Consider the following 23,211-nt stretch of genomic DNA (forward strand, 5'->3'; position numbering starts at 1 on the left):
TCCGATCTGGCGACAGGATCAGGTCAATCAAGCCGGTCAGCAAGCCAGTTGCGCAAGATGAAATGCGCAATCGCGCCGTTTCGGGCGGGTTTGATCTCGGGGTGCCGCCCCGCAAAGGCTGAAACCAGCTCTTCCCGGGTAACCCAGCGCGCCGCCTCGATCTCCTCCGGGTCGATCGTGATGGCGTCGCCCAGCGCTTCGGCCCGCGCGCCGATCATCAAGGACGCGGGGAACGGCCAAGGCTGGCTGGCCAGATAGCCGACCGGGCCGCACCGCACGCCGGTTTCCTCAAACACCTCCCGGCGGACGGCGGCTTCCATCGTCTCGCCCGGTTCCACGAACCCCGCCAGCAGCGAATACATCCCCTCGGGCCAGCCCGGACTGCGGCCCAGCAGCACCGAATTGCCATGCGTCACCAGCATGATCACCACCGGGTCCGTGCGCGGGAAATGCTGCGCCCCGCAGGCGCCGCACCCCCGCTGCCAGCCGCCCTGCGCCATCTCGGACGCGGCCCCGCAGGCTGCGCAGAACCCGTGGCTCCGGTGCCATTGCAGCAGCGCCTTGCCCGTCGCCACCAGTTCCGCCTCACGCGGAGACAGCTGCGTCATCACCCCCCGCAGTTCGACGAACCCCTGCTCATCCCCCAGCGCCGGGTGCTGCTGCACCGACGGGTCGAAGAACCCCGCCTCCACCGCCTCGGCCCCCGCTTCCGGCGACCAGGCCGAGATGTCGGCGGCAAAGCGCGGCCCCGCGTCGTCCAGCCCCAGAAACACCGGCGGCCCGCCGGAGGCCAGCACCGGATGCCCCGCCGGCAGCCAGCCCAGCCGGTCCCCCGCCACCAAGGGCTTGCCCCGCCAGATCGGCAGCACCAGCCCCCGCTCCAGCGCCTGAGCCAGGGCGTCAGGGTCCTTGCGCAGCCCCGCCGCCCGGTCCAGCCCCGATCCGCCGAAAGTCACCGTCTCAGCCAGCCGCATCGGCCATTCCCCCCACCGCATCCAGACGGCCCGAAATGCCAGTTCAGCCCGGAAAACGCCAGCCCGTCCCCGCTGCCCTGGCCCCCGACCGTGCCCAGACTTCATCGCCGACGGACTGGCAACAATAGCGCCAAAAACCCGCCATTGATGGCAAAAATCCGTTTCAAATCAACCTTTGCACGCGACCGTACAGTTTTCCTTTAACTTCACCACAACTATTGCGGTACGAATTCGTCAGGTGAGTGTTTGCAATATCAGTCGCACGTTTCGACGCCCCTGACCGCAGGTTGTCAAAACCGTCGGCTTCGCTTGCAGGAAGGCAAAGAAGAAACGTGCGTGTAAAGAGTGTTGCCGACCCCGGGTCATTCTTGCCCGAAACCCTGTCGTTCGATCCGGACACCCTCTCTGGCAAGCCCGCCCCCGCCCCGCAGATTGCGCTGCGGTTGATTGCGACAAGCGACCTGCACGCCTGCATCCTGCCCTATGACTATTGCACCAACCGCCCCGTTGCCGGGCGCAGCCTGTCCGACATCTCGCGCCAGATCGCCATTGCCCGGGCCGAGATGCCGAACAGCCTGCTGTTCGACAACGGTGATTTCCTGCAAGGCAATCCGCTGGCTGACTATGTCGCCGCCGCCAACCGCCGCCGCCGGGCGCATCCGGTCATCACCGCGTTCAACCTGCTTGGCTATGACGCGGTGACGCTGGGCAATCATGAATTCAACTACGGCCTCAGCTTCCTTCAGCGCACGCTTGCCGATGCCCGCTTCCCGGTCGTGTCAGCCAACATCGCCACCAAACTTGGCAAAAGCCCCTCGCGCGACCAGACCTTTGTGCCCCCTTTCGCCATCCTCAAGCGCAGCGTCAGCGACCACGACGGCAAGCGTCACAAGCTGCGCATCGGCGTCATCGGTTTCGCCCCGCCGCAGATCGAGGTTTGGGACCGCGACCACCTTGAAGGCAAGATCCACATGCGCGACATCATCGCCTCGGCCCGGGCCTGGCTGCCCCGGCTGCGGGCACGCGGCGCCGATGTGATCGTGGTCCTCGCCCATTCCGGGATCGGCCCGCTTGACCCCGAAGACGGGATGGAAAACGCCGCCACCGCCCTTGCCGCCCTGCCCGAGGTGGACGCCGTCATTGCAGGCCATTGCCATCTTGCCTTCCCCGGCCCGGCCATTCAGGTGCGGGCGGGGGTTGACCCGGTTCGCGGGTTGCTGGCGGGCAAGCCCGCCGTCATGCCCGGCCATTCCGGCAGCCATGTCGGGGTCATCGACCTGCACCTGACCCGCGCCACAAAGGGTAGTCGCCGGTGGCTTGTCACCGCTGGCGAGGCGCGGCTTGGCCTGCGCGCCACTTCCGTGGCACTTGCCGCGCCGCCCACAGTGCCGCCCCTGCGTCAGGCCATCGCCCAGGACCACCGTGCCGCGCTGGCATGGTCGCGCAGGATCGTCGGGCAAGGCCGTGTCGGCCTTGCCACGCATTTCGCCACCACTGCGCCGAACGCTGCCATGGATCTGATCGCCGCAGCCAAGGCGGATTATGCGCGCGCAGCCCTTGCCGGTACCCGTTGGGCTGACCTGCCGCTGCTGGCGGCGGCGGCACCCTTTCGGGCCGGCGGGCGCGGGGGGGCTGGGAACTTTACCGACATTCCGGCCGGGCCGATCCGGATGCGCAACCTGTCAGACCTGTACATCTTCCCCAACACATTGGTCACGCTGGCCCTGACCGGGGCCGATCTTGCCATCTGGCTGGAACACTCTGCCGCGCTGTTCCGCCAGATCCTGCCCGGTGAAACCGACGCTGCGCTGCACGATGTCGCCGTGCCCTCCTTCACCTTCGACGTCATTCCCGGGCTGTCCTATGCCATCGACCTCAGCCAACCGCCCCGGTTTGATCCCGAAGGCCGGCTGATCAATCCTCAGGCCAACCGGATCGTCGGCCTCAGCCTTGGCGGGCGGCAGATTGATCCAAAGGAACGCCTGCTGCTGGTTACCAACAACCACCGCGCCAGCCGGGCCGCCACCGCCCCGGTCGAACACAGGCCCGAAGTGGTGCTTGCCGATGGCGCCCGCAGCCAGACGGTGCTGGCCAACTATATCCGGCGTCAGGGCGTGGTCGGTGCCCCGCCTTCGCCCAACTGGCATTTCCTGCCGATGCCTGGCACCACGGTGCGCATCGCCACCGGCATCGGGGCCGAGGCGCATCTGTCCGACATCGCCGCCTTGCGCCCGGAACCGATCAGCCGCGATGCCGAAGGCTTCCTGCACTACCGCCTGCACCTTTGATCGGCTATAGCCCGCCCATCAGGTGGAGACCGGGATGTACGACGCGCTGCTCTTTGATCTTGACGGAACGCTGATCGACACGGAAAGCATTGCCCTCGCCACTGGCATGGCCGCCTTTGCCGCGCATGGCCACGACGTTGATGTATCCTTCATGCACGCGCTTGTCGGCAAGGATGAACCAAGCGCTGGCCGCCTGATCCGGGCGACCCTGCCGCATGTCGACCTTGACGCCGTGAACCTGCACTGGCGCACGGCCTTTTCCGCCGGGGTCGAAAGCGGCCTTGCGCTCAAGCCCGGGGTGACCCAGCTTTTGGCCGCTGTCCGCCAACCGCTGGCCATCGTCACCTCGACCGGGCGCACCGGAGCGCATCGCAAGCTGGCCATCGCAGGCATTGCCGATGCTTTCACCCATGTCGTGACTTTGGATGACGTGACGGCTCCAAAGCCTGCGCCGGACCCCTATCTGCTGGCAGCGTCGATGTTTGGCGTCGACCCCGCGCGCTGTCTGGTCTTTGAAGACAGTGAAACCGGGGCCGAAGCGGCACACCGCGCCGGATGCACGGTCGTGCAGGTCCCCGACGTGGTCCCAAGCCAGGGCCGCTGGGCCCATCACCTCGCGCCAGACCTGCTGACCGGGGCACGGATGGCCGGGGTCATCTGACCGCTTGCAGGGGCAGATTTCCTAACAATGTGTGAATGCGTTGGTCCAAGCCATTGATTTCGCTTTGGTCGGGAAGTGTCCCCGCCCGGGACACCCCCTTCAGCACACCACCACCTGCGCCGGGTCCAGCAGGAACGGCGCGACGATGCCGCAGGTATCGGCCAGCGGCAGCAGGCTGTCCGGGACCTCCATCCCGATGACGTCCCGCATGAACCGCCCCCGCGCCTCGCAGCGGCGGGCGACGTTCGGAAACTCGGCCGCCAGCGCCGCCCGCAAGGTCGCGTCGACGATCACATAGCCGTCCTCCATCCGGGTGGACCCATAGACCGGGTGCCCCGGGATCACGTCCATCTGCATCGCCATCCCGCTGGCCAGCGCGTCGGTCGACCCCTCACGGATGGGGGAGGAAACCCACTCATCCAGCCCGATCAGATGCCCCGGGTTCAGCGTGACCCCGAACACCTCGGCCGGCAGCGCCGCCATCATGTGCCGCCAGACATACCCGCCGGACACCCCCGGCCGCATCATCGAACACCACTCAGACATCGCGGTCACATAGGGTTCGACGAAGACCTCGACATAGTCACGCGCCGCCAGAGGCAAATCCTCCGCCGACCGCCCCAGCCACCCGGCCCGGCAGATGTTCGCGCCCCAGTGGCAGATGTTGAACGCGACCGGCTGGCCCAGCGTCAGGTGCCGCCCAGAAGGCCCGCAAAGCCCCGGCGCATCGCCCATCGCAAAGGTCGGGTGGCAGCCAAGCGGCAGCCCGCCAACCCGGGCAAGTTCGTAGGCCTGAAAATCCGTCATCCCCTCGCGCAGGGAAAACACCATCCGCTTCAGGGCCGCCGCAGCCATGTGGTTGGCAAACTCCAGCCGGGCAATGTCCGCCGGGGTGACGCGGGACCGCAAGCCGTGGGCGGGGTGCATCATCAGGTCGGTCGCGTTCTCGACCCGCGCCGCCAGCTTGCGCAGGGGGTCAGCAAGGAACACCGGGATGTCCAGCGCTGTGGCCGGATCGTCCACCTCATCAGCCCCGAACCACTTCCAGCCGATCGTCCCGACCCTGTCATCCAGCGCCAGCATGTCGGCCAGCCATTCCACCAGCCGCCGCCCCCACGCGGCTGGCTTGGCAGCGACAGGCTGGAGCAATGCCCGACCCGCACGACCCCCGCCTGCACCAGCGGCGAGATGGCGGTGTAGGCCAGACATTCATTCCCAGCCAGCAGCAGCGCGTCGCCGGGGGTCACAACCAGAACCGCCTCTTCAAAGCGGGGGTCAAACCCGGTGAGCCACTGCAGGTTCGCGGCATGCTCACGGTCGCCATAGACCACGATCACGTCATACCCCTGCGCCGCAGCCGAAGCGCGCAGGGCGCGCAGGCGGCCTTCACATTCTGGCAAGGACAGCGGCGGCGGCAAGTCGGGTGAGCCGTTGTCAGGCCAGTCGATCCGGATGAGTCGCGTCATGGCGTTCCCCCTTGCAGGGCAAGCCTAATCCACGAGCGCTGGCCAGACCACGGCATTTCGCGCGTGAAACGGGCCCATATGGCCGATCCGGTCGAGATTGAACGCTTCCGGCCGCAGGACAAGCTGCCGTTTGGTGGCCTGCGGGTAAAGCCCCATCACGCGCCAGACAGCCGAGGGGGGAACCATCGGGTCATCCGCGATGGCGACCACCCGCATCTCGGCCGTCACCAGCGCCGGGTCCGGCATCGGCAAGCGGCGGCCGATGTCTGACAGATGCAGCCCCGGCGACAGGCACCAGCGGCGCCAGTCCTGGTAAACGCCCAAGGGCAGGTCGGCGCCAAGTCCGACCCGCGCGCCCGGCAAATAGCCCAGAGCCGGGCTGATCCATGGCAGCGGACCATGCCAGAATGCCCGCGCCTTCATCCGGTAGCCGAAGGGGTGATCGCTGACATGGGTCAGGCCCGACCCGACCGTCACCACCCGGTCGACGCCGACCATTGCCGGATGAAAACCCAACCAGACGCCGCCCATCGAATGCCCGATCACCCAGCGTGGCACGCCCGGGACCAAGCCGCCAAGGGCCGCCACCGCCGCCGCCTGATCGCGCAGGCCCCAGTCGATCATCGTGGCGCGCGACTGCCGCAGCGGTCCCGACGCCGAAGCGCCGAAATCGCGGTAGTCGTAGGTAAGGACGGCAAGGTCACGCTCTTCTGCCAGCCAGGCTGCGAAGGCGCGGTAAAAGCCGGCTGGCGCGCCAGCTGCCGGGTGCAGCACCACCGCCGCACGCACTTTTCCCCGGGGCAGCACCAGCCGCCCGGCAAGGGTTGCCCCTTGCGCTTGTAGCGCAACCTCACCCGCGCCGATCCGCTGCAGTGCCACCATCGCCGGGTCTCCCCTTCTCTAGACCGATTGGTCTAACATGCACGGATTAGACCGGTCGGTCTAGTCTTTCCGTGACGGGGAATAGCAGATAGTCTGGCGCGATGCAGGACGACACCCCTACCCGCGACCGGCTGGTGACCACCGCCGCCACGCTGTTCCGGCGGCAGGGCTATCACGCCACCGGACTGGCCGAGATTCTGGCCGAGGCGGGGGTTCCCAAGGGATCGCTTTACCACCACTTCCCTGACGGCAAGGCCGGTCTTGCGATGGCTGCCGCCGACTGGACCGCCGCTTTCCTGATTCGTATCATCGACGATGCTTTCCAACCCGCCCCCGGTTACCGCGAGGGGATGGCGCATTACTGCAACAAACTTGCAAAGCTGTTCCAACTGACCGATGCGGCGAACACCTGCCCGATTTCGGCGCTTTTGTTCGACGGGCCGGAAAGCGATGCGTTTCGCGGCCATGCCGACCATGTCTTTCAGCGCCTGATCGATGCGGTGGCAGGCCATGCGCAGCGTCTGGGTCTGCCACCGGATGAAGCGGTGGCGCAGGCCGAGACCTTGCTGATCGCGGTTGAGGGCGCGTGGACCCTGGCCCGCGCCCGCCGCGATGCCGCGGTGCTGCGGTCGCTGCCCGCACGGCTGCTGCCTGGCTGACCTTGCAGCCCCCAAAGCTTTCGCCTATATCTGATGGCGAGAGGTTGGCGCGGGCAGGTGCCTCGCCAACCCGGTCAGGTCCGGAAGGAAGCAGCCGTAACGAGCCCCACTTGGGTCGTTGTCCAGCCTCTCACCTTGTTCCCCTTCTCTTGTTCCCATGGGCGCTGCGGTCTAGGATCACCCCAACAGGGGAGCCCCATGTCCGAACAGCCCGCCTATCAGGTTCTAGCCCGAAAATACCGCCCGCAGACCTTTGCCGATCTTATCGGGCAAGAGGCGATGGTGCGCACGCTGAAGAACGCCTTTGCGGCGGACCGGATCGCGCATGCTTTCGTGATGACCGGGGTGCGCGGCGTGGGCAAGACCACCACGGCGCGGATCATTGCCAAGGGGCTGAACTGCGTCGGGCCAGACGGCGCGGGGGGGCCGACGACGGAACCCTGCGGTCTGTGCGAACCGTGCCGGGCCATTGCCGAAGGCCGCCATGTCGATGTGCTGGAGATGGACGCCGCCAGCCGGACCGGGGTGGGCGACATCCGCGAAATCATCGATTCGGTGCACTATCGGGCGGCAAGCGCGCGGTTCAAGGTCTACATCATCGACGAAGTGCACATGCTGTCGACCGCCGCCTTCAACGCGCTGTTGAAGACGCTGGAGGAGCCGCCCGCGCATGTGAAGTTCATCTTTGCCACCACCGAGATTCGCAAGGTTCCGGTCACGGTGCTGTCGCGCTGCCAGCGGTTCGACCTGAAGCGGATCGAACCCGAAGTGATGATGGCCCACCTTGCCGGCGTGGCCGCCAAGGAAGGTGCCACGCTTGCGCCTGATGCGCTTGCCCTGATCACCCGCGCTGCCGAAGGGTCGGTCCGCGACGCGATGAGCCTGATGGATCAGGCGATTGCGCATGGGGCGGGGGAAACCAGCGCCGATCAGGTGCGCGCGATGCTGGGTCTGGCGGACCGGGGGCGGACGCTGGACCTGTTCGATCTGATCATGCGGGGCGATGCGGCGACGGCACTTGCGGAACTGTCCGGGCAATATGCCGACGGGGCTGACCCGATGGCCGTCCTGCGCGATCTGGCCGAGATCACGCACTGGATTTCGGTCATCAAGATCAACCCCGCCTCGGCCGAGGACCCGACGACCCCGCCGGACGAACAGTCGCGTGGGGTGGATATGGCCGCCCGCCTGCCGATGCGCGCGCTGACGCGGATGTGGCAGATGCTGCTGAAAGCCGTGGAAGAGGTGGCGCTGGCCCCGAACGCGATGATGGCGGCCGAGATGGCGGTGATCCGGCTGACCCATGTGGCCGACTTGCCAGACCCGGAAACGCTGGTGAAGAAGCTGTCGGACGCGCCGCGCCCGCCCTCGGGCGGGGGGATGGCAGGTGGAGCGATGGCAGGTGGGGCGCCAGCGGGAGGGGTGACGGTGCATTCCACGCTGCGCGCCCCGTCTGCGCCCCTGCGCGGGGCGATGATGACGGCGACAGCTCCGGCGCTGGCGGAAGATGCGCTGCAGGTCTATGCCAGCTTTGATGCGATCGTGGACCTGATCCGCGTGAAGCGCGACATGGTCCTGCTGCATGAGATCGAGACGACACTGCGCCTTGTCCGCTATGCGCCCGGCCGGATCGAGTTTGAACCGGCGAACGGGGCCAAGCCCGATCTTGCCGCCCGGCTGGGCCAGCGCCTGCAAGGCTGGACCGGGGCGCGCTGGGGGGTGTCGGTCGTATCCACCGGGGGCGCGGCGACGATTGCCGAAGCGCGCAATGCCGAACAGATCGCGGCCAAGGCCGAAGCGGCGGAGAACCCCTTGGTTCAGGCGATTCTGACGGCGTTTCCGGGCGCCAAGGTGACCGACGTGCGCAACCCCGAGGCGCTGGTTGCCCAAGCTGCCGAGGCCGCCCTGCCCTTGGCCGAGCCAGAGCTGGACGACGACTGGAACCCGTTCGAGGAATGATCCAGCCGCGCCGTGCCACGTCAGAGGACGCAGCCACGCTTGCCCGGCTGAACGCCCATGTGCAGGACTGGCACGCGGCGCATTACCCGGACGTGTTTCATGCCCAGCCCGACCCGGATGGGCTGATCGCCTATTTCGCAGACCGACTTGCCGACCCGGCCTGCACGGCCTTCGTGACGGGCGACCCGGCCGTGGGCTACGCCTTGTGCGTGTTGCAGACCCGTGAGGCATCGGTCTTTTCTCCCACCATTCGCCGCCTGCTGATCGACCATGTCGCGGTCGCACCCGAGGCCCGGCGGCAGGGCCATGGCCGCGCCCTGTTGCGCGCGGCGCGGGGCCTGGCGCGCAACCTGGCGGTGGACGAAATCCTGCTGGACACCTGGGAAGCGAACACCAGCGCCCATGCCTTTTTTCGCGCCGAGGGGTTCTCTCCGCGCAGAATGCTGTTTCGCGCGGTCCCGTGATCTTTCTCCTGTGACCTTGCGCCACGCCCTTGGGGCCCGTATCTCAAAGGAAACGAACGGAGTACGACATGTTCAAGGGATTGGGCGGACTGGCCGGGCTTGGCGATATGGCCAAGATGATGAAGGCCGCCACTGAAATGCAGTCCAAGATCACCGAGCTGCAGGAAGAGCTGTCAAAGATCGTGGTCACGGGCGAATCCGGCGGGGGTCTGGTGAAAGCGCTGGCCACGGCGAAGGGCGAAGTGACAGGGCTGGACATTGACCCGTCCATTCTTGTGGCCGGCGAGAAGGAGGTGGTTGAGGACCTGATCCTTGCCGCGATCCATGATGCCCAAGCAAAGGCCCGCATGAAAAGCGAACGAAGGATGGCCCGCCTTGCCGAAAAGATGGGCGTGCCGCCCGGCATGAAGCTGCCGTTCTGATATGGCCACCCGCAATGGCTGACCCCACCGGCATCGACGCCCTGATCGACCTGATGGCCCGGCTTCCGGGCCTTGGGCCCCGGTCGGCGCGGCGCGCGGTGCTGGTCCTTCTCAAGAAACGCGGTCAGCTGATGGCCCCGCTGGCGCAGGCGCTGGCCGAAGTGGCGCTGTCGGCGAAGGACTGCCATGTCTGCGGCAATATCAGCACCACGGACATCTGTCCGATCTGTACCGAACCCTCGCGCGCCACTGGCGAGATCTGCGTGGTCGAGGATGTCGCCGATCTTTGGGCGATGGAACGCGGGCAGGTGTTCAAGGGGCGCTATCATGTGCTGGGCGGAACCTTGTCAGCGCTGGATGCCGTAGGGCCGGATGAGCTTGGGATTCCCCGGCTTGTGGCGCGTGTCGCCGATGAAGGCGTGCAAGAGGTCATCCTTGCGCTGAACGCCACGGTCGATGGCCAGACCACCGCGCATTACATTGCCGACGCCCTTGCGCCGACCGCCGTGCAGATCACCACACTTGCGCAAGGCGTGCCGATCGGCGGCGAGCTTGACTATCTGGACGACGGCACCATTGGCGCTGCCTTGCGGGCGCGGCGCAAGCTTTGACCGATGCGGCGGGGGTTTCACGCCCCCGCACCCGTACTGAAGAAGCGGGGGTTTCACACCCCCGCACCCCCGTGGGATATTTTCGGAAGGGAAAACACCGGGGCAGTGCATTCTGCCTTTGCCTGCCATCAAGGCATTGCGCCGCCGATGCGGAAACTTCCTGAGGCTGGAGCGATCCGCGCTGATTGCAATTCCGCCCCCTTCGGCTTATCTCGGGTCTCTGACCGTGAGAGGCAACAGGCGCCCGCATGAACTGGATCACCAACTACGTCCGCCCCAAGATCAACTCGCTGTTTTCGCGCCGCGAGGTGCCGGAGAACCTTTGGACGAAGTGCCCGGAATGCGGGACCATGCTGTTTCACCGAGAGCTTTCGGGAAACCAGAACGTCTGTTCGAACTGCGATCACCACATGGCGATCAGCCCGCGCGAACGGTTCGAGGCGCTGTTTGACGGTGGGATCTTCACCGAGGTCAAGGTTCCCGAACCCGTGGCCGACCCGCTGCATTTCCGTGACCAGAAGAAATATCCCGACCGGGTGAAGGCCGCGCAAAAGGCATCGGGCGAACGTGATGCGATGCTGGTGGCCGAAGGTGACATCAACCGCACCCCGGTTGTGATGGCCGCGCAGGACTTTGCCTTCATGGCCGGGTCGATGGGCATGTATGTCGGCAATGCGATCATCGCCGCCGCCGAACGGGCGGTAAAGCTGAAGCGTCCGCTGGTGCTGTTCTCCGCCTCGGGCGGGGCGCGGATGCAGGAGGGGATGCTGTCGCTGATGCAGATGCCGCGCACGACCGTGGCGGTGCAGATGCTGAAAGAGGCGGGGCTGCCTTACATCGTAGTGCTGACGCATCCTACCACCGGCGGGGTGACGGCCAGCTATGCCATGCTGGGCGACGTGCAGATTGCAGAACCCAATGCCCAGATCGGCTTTGCCGGCGCGCGGGTGATCGAACAGACGATCCGCGAAAAGCTGCCCGAAGGCTTTCAGCGGGCGGAATATCTTCTGGACCACGGGATGCTGGACCGTGTGGTGCACCGGAAGGCGATGAAGGATGAATTGGTCACGCTGATCCGCATGCTGATGGGCCTGCCCCCTGCGATCAAGGGTGACCTGCCTGCGCCGACCGACAAGGCCCCGGAACCGGTGGAAGTCAAAGCGTGACACTTGGGTCTGACGTCGTCCTTGAACGGATGATGACGCTGCACCCGAAGGTCATTGACCTGACCTTGGCGCGCGTCGAACGGCTGTTGTCCGCACTCGGGAACCCCGAAAGGGCTCTGCCCCCTGTGGTTCACCTTGCCGGGACCAATGGCAAGGGCAGCACACAAGCCATGATCCGCGCCGGGCTTGAGGCCGGGGGCGACCGGGTCCACGCCTATACCTCGCCGCATCTGGCCCGGTTTCATGAGCGGATCCGGCTGGCGGGAGAGTTGATTTCCGAACCGGCGTTGACGGCCCTGCTGGACGAATGCGTGACCGCGAACGGCCCGGACGAGATCACCTTCTTCGAGATCACCACCTGCGCCGCCTTTCTGGCCTTTGCGCGGGTCCCGGCGGACTGGACCTTGCTGGAGGTGGGGCTTGGCGGGCGGCTGGATGCGACGAATGTGGTCGACAGCCCCCGGCTGACGATCATCACCCCGGTCAGTCTGGACCATCAGGCGTTTCTGGGTGACACGGTGGCCGCGATTGCGGGCGAAAAGGCCGGGATCATCAAGCGCGGTGTGCCGGTAATCGTGGGACCGCAGACCGACGAAGGGCTGGCGGTGATCGAGGCGAAGGCGGCGCGGATGGGTGCCCCGGTTCTGGCCTACGGACAGCACTGGCATGTGACCGAGGATCGGGGTCGGCTGGTGTTTCAGGATGAAAGCGGTCTTCTGGACCTGCCCTTGCCCAATCTGCCCGGCCCGCATCAGGTGCAGAACGCCGGGGCGGCGATTGCCGCCTTGCGCCACTTGGGCCGGGATGAGGCGGCGTGCGAAGCTGCCGTCACCCGCGCTTTATGGCCCGCCCGGATGCAGCGCCTGCGTCAGGGACCGCTGGTCGAGGCGGCACCCGAGGTCGAGCTTTGGCTGGACGGCGGGCACAACCCGGCGGGCGGCGAAGCGGTGGCCGCCACGCTTGCCCGGATGCCCAAGCGCGAGACGCATCTGATCTGCGGGATGCTGAACACCAAGGACGTGACGGGATACATGGTGCCGCTGGCATCCCATGTCGCTCGGCTGCATGCGGTGTCGATCCCGGGCGAAAAGAACACGCTTCCGGCCGAGGTCACCCGCGACGCCGCCATTGACGCCGGGATAGACTCGCTCACCGCTCCGTCAGTGGCTGATGCCTTGGCAGGGATCGCCGCGACCTCGCCCACGGCAAGGGTGCTGATCTGCGGGTCGCTGTATCTGGCAGGGACGGTGCTGCGGGAGAATGGGTGAAGGCCATTTAGCTGCCGTAATTGCAAGGAAATCTGATCCCGTGCTGCCAATGTCGAGGGTAAGATGGCCATACAATCTCCTGCCACATGCGGTCCTGCATCGGCCCCGTCGAAGCCCCGCGTGGCACTTTTGGTGGACGGAGAGAACCTGACACAGGATCTTGCAGGCAAGATCATCCAAGCCGCACTTGCAGAAGGCGAAGTTGTCATTCGCCGCGTCTACGGTGATGCAGGTCGCCTGCCGAAATGGAACGCTGCCCCCGGATTCAAGATGATGCATTCCGGGTCGGGAAAGAACGCAACAGACCTGCTGCTGACCGTCGAGGCGATGGCGCTGATGCTCGGCCGTCAAGCGGATGTACTGTGTATTGCCGCGTCGGACGGGGACTACACGCATCTTGCAACATACCTGCGTGAGGCGGGCTTTCGGGTCGTCGGATTGGGGGAGTCGAAGGCCAGTGAGAGACTACGCAAGTCCTTCACCCGGTTTCGGGAACTTGCAGTTTCAGACGTGGCGAAGGTCGCCAGTCCAACGCCACCAAAGCCGGACAGCGCGGCCAAAAGCGTTCTGGACAAGGTCATCGCACTTATTCGGGACGAGGGCGGGAACGACGGTTTCAGTATCGTCAAGCTGAGCGGGCGAATGCATGCCTTGCATCAAACCAAGATCAGTACGCTGCCGGAAAAGACGTGGCGCAATTTCCTGAAAAGTCATGAACAGCTTTTCGAGTGCGAGCCGAAAGGGCAAGATTCCAAGGTTCGGCTTCGCAACGCTGCGCGCTAACCCCCCACCGCATACCGCGCCATGAACATGTCCACCGCGCCGTGGACGATTCGGTCAGCCATATCGGGGGTGATGGTTTCGGCCATCCCGAAGATCAGCTTTTCGTGGATCGTCGCTTTGCACAATTGGGCAAACTGGTCGGCGGCAAGCTCCAGATCATCAATCCGCAGGGCCCCGCCTTCGACATAGCAGCCCAGATGATGCACCAGCCGCGCATGGATCAGGCCGGGGCCATATTCATAGAACTCGCGCCCCAGGCCGGGGAAACGTTCGCCCTCACCCACGACGATGCGGAACATGCGTTGGCCGAATTCGGACAGCAGAAACTCCACGATCCGTTCCGCGGCGATGGTCAGGGCCGCCCGAACGGGCACGTCCCCGTCAATCGAGGCTTCCGCTTCCTCGGTCTGGCGATGACATTCGCAGCGGGCGACCTCAAGGAACATGAGTTGCTTGTCGGGGAAGTAGGCGTAGATCGTGGCCTTCGATACCCCGGCTTCGCGCGCGATGTCGTCAACCGATGCGCGTTCGAACCCGTCGCGCAGGAATACCTTGCGCGCGCCATCAAGTACCTGGTCGAACTTCCGGCCACGCCGGACGCCGTGATCGTCAATGATGGTCATGCGGTCCCCATCGGGCAACCATAGGGCATCCGGCCTTGGCGCGGCAAGCGATGCGACGCAGTTACTTCGAAAGGGCGCAGTCCTGCACGGTGCTGTCGGCAACGCAGGACTTGGTCGAGGGCGCGGCGACAGGTTCGGGAAAGCTGAGCGAGGGCAGCAGCACGGTCAGGCTTTGCGCAGCGACCGGCGCAGCAACGGCAATGGAAAGGGCGGCGGCAAGGGCGGCGGCGAGTACGGTGCGGATCATGGCCAAGTCCTTTTTGAACTGTTGAGTTCACATGAAATGAACCGATCAGTTCAGATTCGCAAGAAGAAAATGAACTGGTGAGTTCAAATTATGCCATTGCGCCGCCGTGGCACAGCGCTACATTAGAATGATTCCAAATAACTCGGACTTCCCCATGTTGCCTTCCTTTGCTTCGCGCCGCCGCTTTGCCGATCTTTCCGAACAAGAGATTCTGGCCCTTGCCATCTCGTCCGAAGAAGACGACGCACAGATCTACCGCAGTTATGCCGAACGCTTGCGGGGGGATTTCCCGGCATCCGCTGCGGTTTTCGACGGCATGGCGAAGGAAGAGGACCAGCACCGCCAGCGCCTGATTGATCTGCATCGCAGCCGGTTTGGCGAGGTGATCCCCCTGATCCGGCGCGAACATGTGGCGGGCTTTTACGCGCGCCGTCCGGTCTGGCTGGCAAAAACGCTGTCGCTGGAAACGATCCGGGGCGAAGCGCAGGCCATGGAACATGCCGCACAGGATTTCTACACCCGCGCGGCGGCGCGCACCCAGGACGCGGCCACGCGCCGCCTTCTGGGCGATCTGGCCGCAGCCGAAGCCGGGCATGAACGCCACGCCGAGGGGTTGGCCGACCAGCATCTGTCTGCCGATGCGCGAGACACGGAAGACCAGACCGCCAAACGCCAGTTCATCCTGACCTGGGTCCAGCCCGGGTTGGCCGGGTTGATGGATGGCTCTGTGTCGACCCTGGCCCCGATTTTCGCCACCGCCTTCGCCACGCAGGACACCTGGACGACGTTCCTTGTGGGGTCGGCGGCCTCGGTCGGGGCGGGCATCTCCATGGGGTTCACCGAAGCCGCACATGACGATGGCGTACTGTCCGGGCGCGGCAGTCCGTGGAAGCGGGGGCTGGCGTCAGGGGTGATGACGACATTGGGCGGCATGGGGCATGCCCTGCCCTACCTGATCCCCGACTTCTGGACGGCCACGACGATTGCCATGGTGGTGGTCTTCGTTGAGCTTTGGGCCATCGCCTGGATCCAGAACCGCTATATGGAGACGCCGTTCCTGAGGGCGGCCTTGCAGGTGGTGGTCGGGGGTGCTTTGGTCTTTGCCGCAGGGGCGTTGATCGGGGGCGGATGATGTATCGCAAGGGTGAGGTGACGTATCAGGCTTTGCCCCTGCCAGACCGTGTGCAACTGGACGAAACGGCCTCGCTTGCCGCCGCCGAGGGGTTTCTTGCCTATATGAAAAAGCGCCATTCGGTGCGCGACTACGCCCCGCGTCCGGTGCCGCAAGCGGTGATCGCGGCCTGCATTGCGGCGGCTGGCACCGCGCCATCGGGGGCGAACCACCAACCGTGGCATTTCGTGGCCATAGCCGATCCGGCGATGAAGGCGCGTATCCGTGACGGAGCCGAGGAGGAAGAGCGCGCCTTCTATTCTGGCGGGGCGGGCGATGAATGGCTGGCGGCGCTGGAGCCGATCGGGACCGGCGTGTCGAAGCCCCACCTGACCGATGCACCCTGGCTTATCGTGGTCTTCGCCCAACGTTACGGGGTGACCCAGGACGGCACGCGGTACAAGAATTACTATGTGCCGGAAAGCGTGGGCATTGCGACAGGGTTGCTGATTGCCGCCATCCACCACGCCGGGCTGGTCTGCCTGGAACACACCCCGAACCCGATGAAATTCCTTGGCCCCCTGTGCGGCAGGCCCGATCATGAAAAGCCGGTGATGATCCTGCCGGTGGGCTATCCGGCCGACACTGCAACCGTCCCCGCGATTGCCAAGCGCAAGAAGCCGCTGCAGGAAATCCTCACCGTCTTTAGCGGCTGACCCCCGCGCGGATGCAGGTCAGCGCAGGGCGGCCAGACGCCGGGGCACGACGATGGCCTGATCGCTGGCGTCTTCCTCAGCTTCATACGCGGCGTCGTCGTTGGCTTCTTTCGGCGGCACGCTGACCAGCGAAAACGGCTCGGCGACGACGGTCGTCAAGCGTTTGGGTCTGGTGACGGTCATTGCGGGTCGGGCGGGGCGCATTTCGCGGGGGCGGACGCTGGCGTCGTTGACCTTGATGATGGTGAAGCTGATGTTGTCCTGGTCAGGATCGTCCAGCCGGGTGAGTTCTTCCAAGAGACGCTCGGCAATCTCGGTCGAGCGTTTCTTGCTGTATTTGCCCACCAGCTTTTCGATCTGGGCGTTGGTCAGGAACTGCAGCCCGTCCGAGGCGCAGATCACGATGTCGCCCGCCTGCAGCTCCACCGGCTTGACCGGGCAGTCCACCTTCGGGATCCGCGTGCCCATCAGGACCGAGATCAGGCAGTTGCGGTCCGGGTGGTTCGCCGCAACCTCGGCATCCATCAGGCCCGACTTCACCATGAAGTCGATCTGCGGCGCCATCGAATGGTCCTCGTTCAGCTGGCTCAGCTTGCCATTGCGGAACAGAAACAGTGGCGAATCGCCGACCGATATCCACCACAGCCGGTTCTCCACCAGCGCGGGCACCACCAGCGTGGCCCCCATCCCGTCCGTCTCCGGGTGGGTGCGCGTGTGCTGGCGCAGCGTGTCATTGGCCAGTTCTGCCACCCCGCGCAGGATTTCCGGCGCGCGGGATTCGAACGCCTGAACATCGGCGAAGTGGAACTTCAGTTCCGAATAAACCTCGGTCAGCACGATCTTCGAGGCCACGTCGCCCGCCGCATGGCCACCCATGCCATCGGCCAGCACCACAAAGCCCGCCTCCGAGCCAACCGGGAAATCGGCAGTGATCGCGTCTTCCTGATAGTCGCGCGCGCCCTGGCTTATGCCGGAAGCCACGTCATAGCGCGGCTCACGCGATCGCCATATCATGCCCGTCTCCCCCGGCCTCGGCCGCCGACCAGTTGAACGCGGGCGTGCAGAGCACCTTCAGCAAAAGCGTCGTCTCGCCAATCTGGATCTCGTCACCGTCGACCAGGGGTTCGGTCGACAAGAGGGGCTTGCCGTTCAGCCGGACAAGGTTCGACTTGCCGCCATGGCCGACATGAAACTGATGCGTGGCCGCGTCATAGGCAATCGCCGCGTGGTTCTGCCGCGAAATCGCCATGTCGCCAAAATCCAGCGCAACCGTCTGGTCCGTCCCGCGGCCAATCTGCGACACGCCTTGCGCCAGCGAGAAGGCGGCACCCTTGCCCGGGCCGCCCTTGACGATCAGCCAACCGGCCGGGAACATCACATGCCCCATGCCGGGGGCGGCGGGGACGCCGGTGATTGCGGGTTTTTCCGGGTCTTCGAACAGCGGCACGACCGACGCGGGCTGCAGTTCAAAGCCCAGGATGCGCGTCCGGGTGCGCGTCGGACGGCGACGCTCAGGCTCAGCCGATGGAGCTTCGGGTGCGGCCGACACCGTGCGGGCGGGGGCGGCGGCGCCTTCGTCCAGATCCCAGATGTTGACGGCAGGGCCCTTGGCGCCATCTGGCAACGGCACCTTGGACTTGACCACCCGGCTGGGCCGGGCGGCGGGCAGGTCTGATTCGGGTTCGGGTGTCGCAGCAGGCGGCGGCGGTGCGGCGGCAGCCAATGCTTCACGCAGGCGCTTGACCTCAAGTTCGGCCAGAGCGGCCATTACGGGGTCTGGGCCGACTTCGACCGGGGCAGCAGGCTTTGCCGGTTCCTCGGCGTCCCTGCCAAAGATTGAGCGAAGAAACTTCACGTCTTTCTCTCCAGATCCTGTTGTGTCTGCTTCACCGGCTGTCAGTCTGTGCCGGGAAGCGTGAATGATCCAACGGCGATACCGTCTATACGTTGAACGGCAAAACCGTAAGTTGCAACGTTGTTTGCCGCCTCCCGCAGCAGTATTTCCTGAAGTGCGGTACTGGTGCCCAGTGTTTCACCCGTGGCGGCATAGGCCAGCAGAACATCACCCAGCCGCAAGGCGGACTTGGCGGTTGCTGGCAGGCCTGCCACGACAGTGCGGGTCCCCGTCGGCGTTTCTTCCATCTCGAAGATCAGGCCGTTGCCAAGCTTCAACTGGTCGACCACCGCAAGGTCGGCCATCTTGCGGACGATGTCGCCACCGGGGCCGTCTTCGTAGCCGAAGATCACTTTTGCATCTGTCAGGGTGGCCAAATCCAACCCTTCGGCCATCAGACCGGGAATGGATGCCCCATCCTGAACCGGTTTGCCGTTCACCTCGACAATGCGCTGGCCGGGCTGAACCCAGTCGGGCGACCATGGCAGGCGTGCATCAACCCGCGCCGGATCGGCAGGATCGGGGTGGTAGGGCAGCCGGACAACGCGCTGCTGCGCGAAAGGTTCGGGTGCTGGTGCGGTTGCGCCGGCCACGGCCATTGCGGTGGCACTGTGCGTGACGCCAAGACGCTGCCAGAGGTCGGCAGGCACCGACATCACGCCGGCAAGCAGCAGTGCCCCGGCAAGCGCCGGCACCAACGCGGCCCGCAGCAAGGCCCCCCGCGGACGCATCACCACGGCTGCGGCAGGCTGCGATTGGACCCGCCCCTGGATCAAACGCGGCGCAGGCGAGGTTGCCGAGGCGGCCGCAGGCTTGGCGACAGCTGCCCCGTCGACCGACGCGACCGGCGCAGCCCCGCGTGCCATGGCCTGCCATTCCGCCACCGATTGCAGCCGGTCCTTTGGAAAGATCGACATCGCCTTGTCGATGGCGGCCAGAAAGGCCTGCGGATAGCCCTTCACCCGCCCGACCAATGGCCGCTGGGGATCAGCCTCGCGGTTCGCGATGGCCGACAGACGTTCTTGCGAGGTCCTTGGCGCCTCACCCGAGATCAGGTGGCAGAAGCTGGCGGCCAGGGCGTAAAGATCGCTGCAGGGTGCCTGCTTGCTGCCGCTGATGTAGAATTCCTGCGGCGAATAGCCGTCTTTCACGACCCGCAGCCCCGACAGCGCGCGGCTTTTCCGGGTGACATCCTTGCGGGCGGCACCAAAGTCGATCAGCACGGGTTCGCCCGTGGCGCGGCACAGCAGGATGTTGTCGGGCGAGATGTCGCGGTGCAGGAAGCCCTGCGCATGCACATAGCCCAAAGCATCCAGCATCTTGTTCAGGCACAGGATGATCTGGTCGGGCGTCAGTCTTGGCGCCGTGCCTTCGACGGTTTCCAGAAGGTCAGGCCCTTCGACAAGGTCCATCGCCATGTAGGCGGTTTCGTTGTCCTGAAAGACCTGGTGCACCTTGACGATATTCGGGTGATCCAGCTTCGACAGGTTCAGCGCTTCTTGCAGGAAAAGTGCGACGATCGACCGAAACTCATCCTGGCGCTGCCGCGATCTTGCGGCCACGACGGTATCGGTCCGGCGGCAGAAGGCACTGGGGAAGCATTCCTTGACCACAACGCGCCGCTGCAGCGAATCCCGGGCGATGTAAGTGATGCCGAAACCGCCCGCATTCAGGAAGGATTCGATCTCGAACTGCCCGTAAAGCAGCTTTGTTCCGACCTTCAGCTCGTCGGCGAAAGTTTCGATGCCGACATCATCCATTTTCAGCGCAGCGGATGCCATCATTGTTCCCATCTCCGCATCTCCACCTTGCCCCCAAGGAATGCGGCTTGTCTTCGTTATACCTTTTGAGTTGGGCCAAATCGTGATGTCGCTTCGTTCCATTTTCGCCACATTTCCGCCCGGAGCTCGCACATGAAGGTTTGGGCTTAACACCTGCAAAAAACAGCATTTCTGTCGTTGAGGGGGCCAAAGCTGCAAAACCGGGCATTTGCGGCGGCTTTGGCAACAATCCTTGGAACGGAACCCTGCCAAGCTTTTGCCACATCCCGATGGGCCCGCCGAGGTGGCTTCAGACGTCGCAAGGCCTTGGCGTCAACCGATTCTCCGACCGCAGAACAGGGTCACGGCCCACCGCCAGCGCCCTTGCCCAGGGCGTTCCGCAATGCCCCGAGACAGGGCCCCGTGACAGGCGTTCTGGCCACATTTCCGGCCCGCGGCCTTGCCCTTTTGCCACCCGCATGACACCACGGCACGATGCTGGAGATCTTCCTCAAGACCTTGCCGTTCTTTGCCGTCATCGGACTGGGCTACCTGTCCGGGCGGGCGCGATTTTTCACGGAAGAAGCCACAGCCTACCTGACCCGCTTCGTCTTCTACTTTGCCCTGTCCGCGATGCTGTTCGGCTTTGCCGCCAACCTTGACGTGGCTGAAATCTTCAGCTGGCCCTTCGTCTTTGCCTATCTGCTGGGGACCACGACGATCTGGCTCTTGGTGGCGGCGGTCGCGCTGTATCGCGGCACCGGCAAGGAAGAGGCGGTGTTCGAGGCCCATACTGGCGTGATCGGCAATGTCGGCTTCCTTGGCATCCCGATGCTGGCCCTGCTTTTGGGGCCAGCGGCGGTAGGGCCGGTCCTGCTGGTTCTGGCGGTGGACCTGATCGTCTTCTCGTCAATCCTGACCATGGTGATCACCGGCCTGCGCGCCGGGCGGGTCAGTCTGGCCACCTTTGGCGTTCTGGGGATGGGGTTGGCGAGGAACCCGATGATCGTTTCGGTGGTGCTTGGCATCCTCTGGGGGTCCACCGGGTTCAGCTTGCCCGCCCCAGTGAATGAGTTTCTGACCCTGCTGGGCGCTGCCGCGACGCCCTGCGCGCTGTTTGCCATCGGGGCATCCTTGGCCGGACGCAGCGCCGAGCGGCTTCAGGTGGCGGCATGGCTGTCGTTCTCGAAGCTGGTGATGCACCCGCTTGCGGTCGCGGCCGCCTGCTGGTTGTTTGGCGTCACGGGCTATGCCGCTGGCGTCATGATCGCCGCATCCGCCCTGCCTGTGGCGGGCAATGTCTTCATTCTGGCGCAGCACTACCGCGTTGCGCCGCAACGTGTTTCCACAGCGATCCTTTTGTCGACGGCAGCTTCGGTGCTGACCGTGACGGGTGTGATCGCACTGGTCAGTCAGGGGGGGTGATCCATGAAAACCTTGTCAGAGAATCGGGCCTTCGGTGGCGTGCAGGGGGTCTATTCCCATCGGTCGTCGGCCTGCGCCTGCGACATGACCTTTGGCCTCTTCCTGCCCGCGCAGGCCGAGGACGGGCCGGTGCCACTGCTGTGGTTCCTGTCGGGCCTGACCTGCACCCATGAAAACGCGATGGTAAAGGCCGGCGCACAACGCTGGGCCGCCGAGGCGGGGATTGCCTTGGTCTTTCCAGACACCTCACCCCGAGGCGAGGGGGTGGCGAATGACCCCGACTTTGCCCTTGGTCAGGGTGCCGGCTTCTATGTTAACGCCACGCAAGCGCCGTGGAGCCCGCATTTCCGGATGTGGGACTATGTGACTGACGAGCTGCCGCGCCTTCTGTTCAACGCCTTTCCCCTGGCCGAAGACGTGCAGGGAATCACCGGCCATTCCATGGGCGGCCATGGCGCGCTGACCATCGCGATGAGCTTTCCGGGACGGTTCCGGTCGGTCTCGGCCTTCGCTCCGATCTGCAACCCTGTGGCGAGTGACTGGGGCCGCTTGCAATTCTCCGCCTATCTGGGAAATGATGAAACGACATGGGTTGCACATGATGCCACACTTCTGACAAAGAAACGCGGCTTTGACGGGCCAATGCTGGTGGACCAAGGGACGGCGGACCAGTTTCTGGACAAGCTGCGACCCGAGGCTCTGGCCGAGGCGATGGCTGCCGCGCGTCAGGGGGGCACATTCAGGATGCAGAAGGGCTATGATCACAGCTATTTCTTTGTCTCGACCTTCATGGAAGACCATGTGTCATTCCATGCCGAAGCCTTCATGGCTTAACGCGCTTGCGGTCACGCTGGCGCTGACGATCGGCCAGTTTCCGGCGGCCCCCGCCATGGCCAACTCCACCGATGTGGTAATCGATGCAAGCTCGTCATCCGTGGCGAGCGCGTCGTCCATGGCTACGGCCAAGGAAGTCCTTGGAATCCTGAACGCGGCGCGGTCAAAGGCAGGGTGCGGGCCGCTCAAGATCAACAACAAGCTGATGGCCGCGGCGAAGACGCATGCGACCAACATGGCGCAGAAGGATTTCTTCGGCCATGCGAACCGCGACGGCAGCAAGTTTTCCAAGCGTGTCAAGCGGCAGGGCTACAAGTACCGCATGGTCGCCGAGAATATCGCGGCCGGGCAAGCCAGCGCCAGACAGGCCGCCAATGCGTGGCTGAGCAGCGCTGGGCACCGCCGCAATATCCTGAACTGCAAGCTCAAGGAAACCGGGGTGGCGGTGGCTTATCAGGCCAATGACAAGCCGATCATGGGCAACAGCAAGCCGTTCTACTACTATTGGGTGCAGGTTTTCGCCTCTCCATGACGCGGCGAATCTTCATCGATGCCGACGCCTGCCCTGTAAAGGCCGAGGCGGAAAGGGTCGCGACCCGGCATGGCGTGAAGATGGTGCTGGTGTCCAATGGCGGGATCCGGCCGTCGCAGAACCCGCTTGTCGAAAGCGTGTTTGTCGCCGCTGGCCCCGATGAAGCCGACAAGTGGATCGCAGACGCCTGCGGTCCCGGCGACGTGGTGGTGACCGGGGACATCCCGCTGGCCGCGAAATGCGTGGCGGCGGGGGCCCGGGTCGTCAAGCACAACGGCGAGGAATTGACGGCGGCCAACGTCGGCATGGCGCTGGCGACACGGGATCTGATGGCAGACCTGCGGTCGGCAGACCCGTTCCGTCAGGGCGGCGGCAAGATGTTCTCCAAGGCTGACCGCAGCCGGTTTCTGGACGTGCTGGACCGGGTGCTGCGCTGAGTCATCGTTTGGCGCGATAGCCAGAGAGC

The 23,211-nt window shown here is 65.0% G+C and carries 24 protein-coding genes and 1 other RNA gene; 17 read left to right on the forward strand and 8 right to left on the reverse strand.

The window, feature by feature from the left end:
- Nucleotides 1-23 precede the first annotated feature (23 nt).
- Nucleotides 24-974, reverse strand: coding sequence for an NAD(+) diphosphatase (gene nudC / locus EI545_RS08730; RefSeq protein ID WP_125325116.1), 951 nt, complete (start codon nt 972-974; stop codon nt 24-26).
- A 332-nt stretch (nt 975-1,306) separates the two neighbouring features.
- On the opposite strand from nudC, the gene EI545_RS08735 reads away from it, so the two are divergent.
- Both EI545_RS08735 and EI545_RS08740 read left to right on the forward strand, forming a co-directional pair.
- Nucleotides 1,307-3,262: a bifunctional 2',3'-cyclic-nucleotide 2'-phosphodiesterase/3'-nucleotidase gene (locus EI545_RS08735; RefSeq protein WP_164517247.1), complete on the forward strand. Its 1,956-nt coding sequence runs from the start codon at nt 1,307-1,309 to the stop codon at nt 3,260-3,262.
- A gap of 34 nt (nt 3,263-3,296) precedes the next feature.
- Entirely contained in the window at nt 3,297-3,923 is a 627-nt protein-coding gene (locus tag EI545_RS08740; RefSeq protein WP_125325118.1) for an HAD family hydrolase, read from the forward strand.
- Between the two features lie 929 nt (nt 3,924-4,852).
- On the opposite strand, the gene EI545_RS08750 is transcribed toward EI545_RS08740, so the two are convergent.
- Both EI545_RS08750 and EI545_RS08755 read right to left on the reverse strand, forming a co-directional pair.
- On the reverse strand, nt 4,853-5,389 hold the full coding sequence (locus tag EI545_RS08750) for an aminopeptidase P family N-terminal domain-containing protein (protein ID WP_125325120.1): 537 nt from the start codon (nt 5,387-5,389) through the stop codon (nt 4,853-4,855).
- A gap of 24 nt (nt 5,390-5,413) precedes the next feature.
- Nucleotides 5,414-6,271 carry an alpha/beta hydrolase family protein gene (locus EI545_RS08755; protein ID WP_125325121.1) on the reverse strand — a complete coding sequence of 286 codons (858 nt, stop codon included), beginning with the start codon at nt 6,269-6,271 and terminating at the stop codon, nt 5,414-5,416.
- 101 nt (nt 6,272-6,372) lie between these two features.
- On the opposite strand from EI545_RS08755, the gene EI545_RS08760 reads away from it, so the two are divergent.
- The 9 genes from EI545_RS08760 (at nt 6,373) to EI545_RS08800 (ending at nt 13,603) form a co-directional block, all read left to right on the forward strand.
- Nucleotides 6,373-6,930, forward strand: coding sequence for a TetR/AcrR family transcriptional regulator (locus EI545_RS08760; protein WP_125325122.1), 558 nt, complete (start codon nt 6,373-6,375; stop codon nt 6,928-6,930).
- A 38-nt stretch (nt 6,931-6,968) separates the two neighbouring features.
- Nucleotides 6,969-7,065: signal recognition particle sRNA small type (ffs, locus tag EI545_RS08765), an RNA gene on the forward strand.
- Nucleotides 7,066-7,128: 63 nt separating this feature from the next.
- Entirely contained in the window at nt 7,129-8,889 is a 1,761-nt protein-coding gene (locus tag EI545_RS08770) for a DNA polymerase III subunit gamma/tau (RefSeq protein ID WP_125325123.1), read from the forward strand.
- On the forward strand, nt 8,886-9,353 hold the full coding sequence (locus EI545_RS08775; RefSeq protein WP_125325124.1) for a GNAT family N-acetyltransferase: 468 nt from the start codon (nt 8,886-8,888) through the stop codon (nt 9,351-9,353). The genes EI545_RS08770 and EI545_RS08775 overlap by 4 nt, the downstream gene beginning before the upstream one ends.
- A gap of 68 nt (nt 9,354-9,421) precedes the next feature.
- Nucleotides 9,422-9,775 carry a YbaB/EbfC family nucleoid-associated protein gene (locus EI545_RS08780; RefSeq protein ID WP_125325125.1) on the forward strand — a complete coding sequence of 118 codons (354 nt, stop codon included), beginning with the start codon at nt 9,422-9,424 and terminating at the stop codon, nt 9,773-9,775.
- A gap of 14 nt (nt 9,776-9,789) precedes the next feature.
- On the forward strand, nt 9,790-10,386 hold the full coding sequence (recR, locus tag EI545_RS08785; RefSeq protein ID WP_125325126.1) for a recombination mediator RecR: 597 nt from the start codon (nt 9,790-9,792) through the stop codon (nt 10,384-10,386).
- Nucleotides 10,387-10,634: 248 nt separating this feature from the next.
- Complete coding sequence (gene accD, locus EI545_RS08790; protein WP_125325127.1) at nt 10,635-11,552, forward strand: acetyl-CoA carboxylase, carboxyltransferase subunit beta; 918 nt, start codon at nt 10,635-10,637, stop codon at nt 11,550-11,552.
- Nucleotides 11,553-11,581: 29 nt separating this feature from the next.
- Nucleotides 11,582-12,820 (forward strand): bifunctional folylpolyglutamate synthase/dihydrofolate synthase, encoded by a 1,239-nt coding sequence (locus EI545_RS08795; protein ID WP_425471645.1) that lies wholly within the window; start codon nt 11,582-11,584, stop codon nt 12,818-12,820.
- A 120-nt stretch (nt 12,821-12,940) separates the two neighbouring features.
- Nucleotides 12,941-13,603, forward strand: a complete 663-nt coding sequence (locus EI545_RS08800) for an NYN domain-containing protein (RefSeq protein ID WP_164517248.1) — start codon at nt 12,941-12,943, stop codon at nt 13,601-13,603.
- Here the strand turns inward: EI545_RS08800 and EI545_RS08805 are convergent.
- Both EI545_RS08805 and EI545_RS08810 read right to left on the reverse strand, forming a co-directional pair.
- Nucleotides 13,600-14,226, reverse strand: coding sequence for a TetR/AcrR family transcriptional regulator (locus EI545_RS08805; RefSeq protein ID WP_125325130.1), 627 nt, complete (start codon nt 14,224-14,226; stop codon nt 13,600-13,602). The genes EI545_RS08800 and EI545_RS08805 overlap by 4 nt on opposite strands.
- A gap of 61 nt (nt 14,227-14,287) precedes the next feature.
- Nucleotides 14,288-14,473 carry a hypothetical protein gene (locus tag EI545_RS08810; protein ID WP_125325131.1) on the reverse strand — a complete coding sequence of 62 codons (186 nt, stop codon included), beginning with the start codon at nt 14,471-14,473 and terminating at the stop codon, nt 14,288-14,290.
- Nucleotides 14,474-14,627: 154 nt separating this feature from the next.
- Here EI545_RS08810 and mbfA point away from each other — a divergent pair, with 154 nt between their 5' ends.
- Both mbfA and EI545_RS08820 read left to right on the forward strand, forming a co-directional pair.
- Nucleotides 14,628-15,605 carry an iron exporter MbfA gene (gene mbfA, locus EI545_RS08815; protein WP_125325132.1) on the forward strand — a complete coding sequence of 326 codons (978 nt, stop codon included), beginning with the start codon at nt 14,628-14,630 and terminating at the stop codon, nt 15,603-15,605.
- A complete protein-coding gene (locus tag EI545_RS08820; RefSeq protein ID WP_125327318.1) occupies nt 15,605-16,300 on the forward strand; it encodes a nitroreductase family protein in 696 nt (231 codons plus the stop codon). Before mbfA ends, EI545_RS08820 begins: the two co-directional genes overlap by 1 nt.
- A gap of 18 nt (nt 16,301-16,318) precedes the next feature.
- Here EI545_RS08820 and EI545_RS08825 read toward each other — a convergent pair whose 3' ends face one another.
- The 3 genes from EI545_RS08825 to EI545_RS08835 are packed head-to-tail and all read right to left on the reverse strand — an operon-like array spanning nt 16,319 to nt 19,978.
- On the reverse strand, nt 16,319-17,314 hold the full coding sequence (locus EI545_RS08825; protein ID WP_245990344.1) for a PP2C family protein-serine/threonine phosphatase: 996 nt from the start codon (nt 17,312-17,314) through the stop codon (nt 16,319-16,321).
- Entirely contained in the window at nt 17,295-18,155 is an 861-nt protein-coding gene (locus EI545_RS08830) for an FHA domain-containing protein (RefSeq protein ID WP_125325133.1), read from the reverse strand. Before EI545_RS08830 ends, EI545_RS08825 begins: the two co-directional genes overlap by 20 nt.
- A gap of 41 nt (nt 18,156-18,196) precedes the next feature.
- Nucleotides 18,197-19,978, reverse strand: coding sequence for a serine/threonine protein kinase (locus tag EI545_RS08835; protein ID WP_164517249.1), 1,782 nt, complete (start codon nt 19,976-19,978; stop codon nt 18,197-18,199).
- Between the two features lie 471 nt (nt 19,979-20,449).
- Between EI545_RS08835 and EI545_RS08840 the strand changes: the two genes are divergently transcribed.
- The 4 genes from EI545_RS08840 to EI545_RS08855 are packed head-to-tail and all read left to right on the forward strand — an operon-like array spanning nt 20,450 to nt 23,182.
- Nucleotides 20,450-21,379 carry an AEC family transporter gene (locus EI545_RS08840; RefSeq protein ID WP_125325135.1) on the forward strand — a complete coding sequence of 310 codons (930 nt, stop codon included), beginning with the start codon at nt 20,450-20,452 and terminating at the stop codon, nt 21,377-21,379.
- Between the two features lie 3 nt (nt 21,380-21,382).
- Nucleotides 21,383-22,213 (forward strand): S-formylglutathione hydrolase, encoded by an 831-nt coding sequence (gene fghA / locus EI545_RS08845; protein ID WP_125325136.1) that lies wholly within the window; start codon nt 21,383-21,385, stop codon nt 22,211-22,213.
- Entirely contained in the window at nt 22,191-22,745 is a 555-nt protein-coding gene (locus tag EI545_RS08850; protein WP_164517250.1) for a CAP domain-containing protein, read from the forward strand. The genes fghA and EI545_RS08850 overlap by 23 nt, the downstream gene beginning before the upstream one ends.
- A complete protein-coding gene (locus EI545_RS08855) occupies nt 22,742-23,182 on the forward strand; it encodes a YaiI/YqxD family protein (RefSeq protein ID WP_125325138.1) in 441 nt (146 codons plus the stop codon). The genes EI545_RS08850 and EI545_RS08855 overlap by 4 nt, the downstream gene beginning before the upstream one ends.
- Nucleotides 23,183-23,211: the final 29 nt, after the last annotated feature.

Origin of the sequence: Tabrizicola piscis (genome assembly GCF_003940805.1) — a bacterium.
Classification (GTDB): domain Bacteria; phylum Pseudomonadota; class Alphaproteobacteria; order Rhodobacterales; family Rhodobacteraceae; genus Tabrizicola; species Tabrizicola piscis.